Source organism: Microbacterium sp. (assembly GCF_047607465.1).
Lineage (GTDB): Bacteria > Actinomycetota > Actinomycetes > Actinomycetales > Microbacteriaceae > Microbacterium.
In genome coordinates this window covers 1-3,165 of sequence record NZ_JASGCY010000014.1, presented here as the reverse complement: position 1 = coordinate 3,165, position 3,165 = coordinate 1, and the positions used below count along the sequence as shown (strand labels likewise).

Below are 3,165 nucleotides of genomic sequence, written 5' to 3'. Positions count from 1 at the left end.
TGATCGCCGCCCTCGAGCACGGCGCACCGCTGGCGGGAGTCCTGCACGCGCAGGCCTCCGACGCCCGCGAAGACGCCAAACGAACGCTCATCGAGCAGGCCGGGCGCAAGGAGATCCTCATGCTCCTGCCGCTCGTCTTCCTCATCCTGCCCCTCTCCGTGCTCTTCGCGGTGTGGCCGGGGCTCTTCATCCTGCGACTCGGCATCGGCTGATCGCACCAGGGAAAGGACAGAACATGACGACTCTGCGACGCTGGTGGCATCGGAGCTCCGACTGGGTGGGCGACCTCGCCGACGACGAACGCGGCGATGTGCCCGGCTGGGTGCTGGTGACGTTGATGACGGCAGCACTGGTGGTCGTGATCTGGGCCGTGGCCGGCCCCGCGCTCACCGATCTCTTCGAGCAGGCCATCAAGCGGGTCTCGGGGATCTGAGCGCGCGCATGGGTCTGCGTCGGCACCTCGCGGACGACCGCGGCTCGAGCCCCGTGGAGTTCCTGCTCGTCGGCACGCTGCTCACGCTGCTCACCCTCGCCGTGCTGCAGGTCGCTCTGGCGACGTACGTGCGCAACGTCGTCCACGACGCCGCGGTCGAGGGCGCGTACTACGCCGCCCTCGCCGACACCGCCCCCGAGGACGGCGCCGAACGGACGCGCCTCGCGATCACCCGCGCGGTCGGCGCGTCGTACGCCGAGGAGATCACGGTCGGCACCGTCGACGTGGCCGGTCAGCAGGCGGTCGCGGTGCACGTCCGCACGACGCTGCCGGTGATCGGCCTCATCGGAGTGCCATACGCGCTGGAGGTGGAAGCCCATGCGCCGATGGAATCGCTGGGCGGGTGACGAGGAGGGCTCGGCGGCGCTGGAGTTCATCACCGTCGGGCTCATCCTCCTCGTGCCCCTGGTCTACCTCATCGCAGCACTCGGACTCCTGCAGCAGCAGACGCTGGGGGTGGAGGCCGCGGCACGGCACACCGCTCGCGTGATCTCTCAGGCATCGGATGCCGAGACGGCGACGCTGCGCACCGAGCAGGTGCTCGCCGGGATCGTCGACGAGTACGGCCTGAACCCCGACTCCGTCGAGATCGCCCTGTCGTGCACCCCGACCGGCGTCGAGTGCCCATCCGCCGGTGCCACGGTGACGGTCGTCGTCTCCGCCATGACACCTCTTCCGCTCATGCCGCCGGTGCTGGGGCTCGACCGTTCGACGGCGATCCCCATCGAAGCGGTGGCGGTGCAGAAGATGTCGCGGCTGTGGGGGACAGGAGGAGGATCGTGAAGCGCGATGACGAGGGCAGCGTCCTGCTGCTGGCCATCGGCTACGCGCTGCTCGCGATCGCCGTGATCTTCGTCTGCGTGTGCGCGACCGATCTCTACATCGCCCAGAAGCGCCTGGACTCGCTGGCCGATTCCGCAGCGCTCGCCGGGGCAGACGGCTTCGTCTTCGTCGTCGACGGCGCAGGCGCCCGCCTCGAGCTGACCGATGAGGGGGTCCTTGAGCAGGCCGAGGCGCTGCTGGCGGCGCTCCCCGGCAGCGCGAGCATCGTCCGGGCGGAGACGCCGGACGGCGTCTCCGCCCGGGTCGCGGTGGCGGGCGTCTGGCATCCGCCGCTCGTCTCGGTGTTCGTGCCAGACGGCGTGGCGCTGGAGGCGACCGGCATCAGCCGCACCGCGCTGCAATGAGCCGACGGCGTCGGTATCGAATCGTTTCAAAAGCCCCTTGTGCGCGCAGGACGTGGCTGTGTACGGTGGACGGGAAACGCTTTCCCCTTGCTAGAGAGGACAACGATGTTCCGCAAGCGCACCATCGCCCTCGCCGCACTCGCTGCGGCATCCACGCTCGTGCTCGCATCCTGCAGCCCAGCCGACACCGGTTCGTCGAGTGCCTACGATCCTGACGAGACGGTCTCCCTCGATTTCGCCTTCTGGGGCAACGATGATCGGGCGAACCGCTACAACCAGCTGATCGAGAAGTTCAACGAAGAGCACCCCGAGATCACGATCAACACGACCTTCACGGATTTCGCCAGCTACTGGGAGAAGCGTCAGACGGAGGCCGCCAGCGGCAGCCTCCCCGATGTCTTCCAGTTCTCCGACAGCTATCTGCGCCAGTACGGCGAGAGCGGCACCATCCTCGATCTCGACACCGTGAAGGACTACATCGACTTCACGACCTTCGAAGACGCACTGCTGGGGACCGGTCGCCTGGACGGCACGCAGTACTCCCTGCCGACCGGCTTCAGCCTCTGGGCGAACTTCGTCAATGACGACCTGCTCGCCCAGGCCGGCATCGATGCGCCCGAAGGCGGTCAGACCTACGACGAGTTCGACGACTGGATGGCCTCGGTGACAGAGGCCACCGGGGGTGCGATCTTCGGCGGGACCGATTACACCCAGCGCATCCAGGTGTTCGAGCTCCGGCTGCGAGCCGAGGGCAAGAACCTCTACACGGAGGATGGAGAGCTCGGATTCACCGAGGACGAGCTGGCCGACTTCTGGAACTCGGGCTCCGACCTGCGCGACGGCGTCGCCATCGCTCAGCAGCAGCTCGAGGAGATCAGCCCGATCTCGGGCTTCGGCGCTGCCAAGACGGCGAGCGAGATGAGCTGGAGCAACTTCCTCGGCGGCTATCTCGCCGATTCCGGTGCATCATCGATCTCGATCATCGCTCCGCCGACGGACGATCCCGATGCGAAGGACCTCTACCGTCAGGGCGGCCTGCAGATCGCGATCTCCGCCGGCACAGAGCACCCCGAGGCCGCCGCGATCTTCCTCGACTACATCGTGAACAGCCCGGAGGCCGGGGAGGTCTTCGGCACCACGCTCGGCTTCCCGGCCTCCAGCAGCAAGCTCGACGGCGCGAAGCTCGAAGGCGCCGACAAGCAGGTCGCGGACTACATCGAGTCGGTGAAGGACCGCATCGGCGACACGCCGCCGCCCGCCGTCGTCGGCTACGGATCGCTCGAGCAGAAGTTCTGGGACCTCGGCAAGGAGCTGGGGCTGGGGACGAAGACCGTCGATGACGCGGTCGCCGAGTTCTTCAGCGAAGCTCAGGTGGTCCTGGGCTGATCGCGGCGCCGTGGCGGGGTTCGCGCAGCGGAGCGAACCCCGCCACGAGCCTGCGCACCTCAGCCGACAGCGTCATCGACTCGCCTGCGCGGCACGAAC

At 68.0% G+C, this 3,165-nt stretch carries 5 protein-coding genes and 1 pseudogene; all 6 read left to right on the top strand.

Annotated features, from left to right (window positions below):
• Window positions 1-212 (top strand): annotated as a pseudogene (locus QM568_RS01525) (type II secretion protein F); the annotation flags it as partial.
• A gap of 23 nt (window positions 213-235) precedes the next feature.
• Window positions 236-433, top strand: a complete 198-nt coding sequence (locus QM568_RS01520; protein ID WP_415135109.1) for a hypothetical protein — start codon at window positions 236-238, stop codon at window positions 431-433.
• 8 nt (window positions 434-441) lie between these two features.
• Window positions 442-840, top strand: coding sequence for a TadE/TadG family type IV pilus assembly protein (locus tag QM568_RS01515; protein WP_415135107.1), 399 nt, complete (start codon window positions 442-444; stop codon window positions 838-840).
• Entirely contained in the window at window positions 812-1,276 is a 465-nt protein-coding gene (locus tag QM568_RS01510) for a TadE/TadG family type IV pilus assembly protein (RefSeq protein ID WP_415135105.1), read from the top strand. Before QM568_RS01515 ends, QM568_RS01510 begins: the two co-directional genes overlap by 29 nt.
• Window positions 1,273-1,680, top strand: coding sequence for a pilus assembly protein TadG-related protein (locus QM568_RS01505; RefSeq protein ID WP_415135103.1), 408 nt, complete (start codon window positions 1,273-1,275; stop codon window positions 1,678-1,680). Before QM568_RS01510 ends, QM568_RS01505 begins: the two co-directional genes overlap by 4 nt.
• Before the next feature lie 105 nt (window positions 1,681-1,785).
• Window positions 1,786-3,066, top strand: a complete 1,281-nt coding sequence (locus tag QM568_RS01500) for an ABC transporter substrate-binding protein (protein ID WP_415135101.1) — start codon at window positions 1,786-1,788, stop codon at window positions 3,064-3,066.
• Window positions 3,067-3,165: the final 99 nt, after the last annotated feature.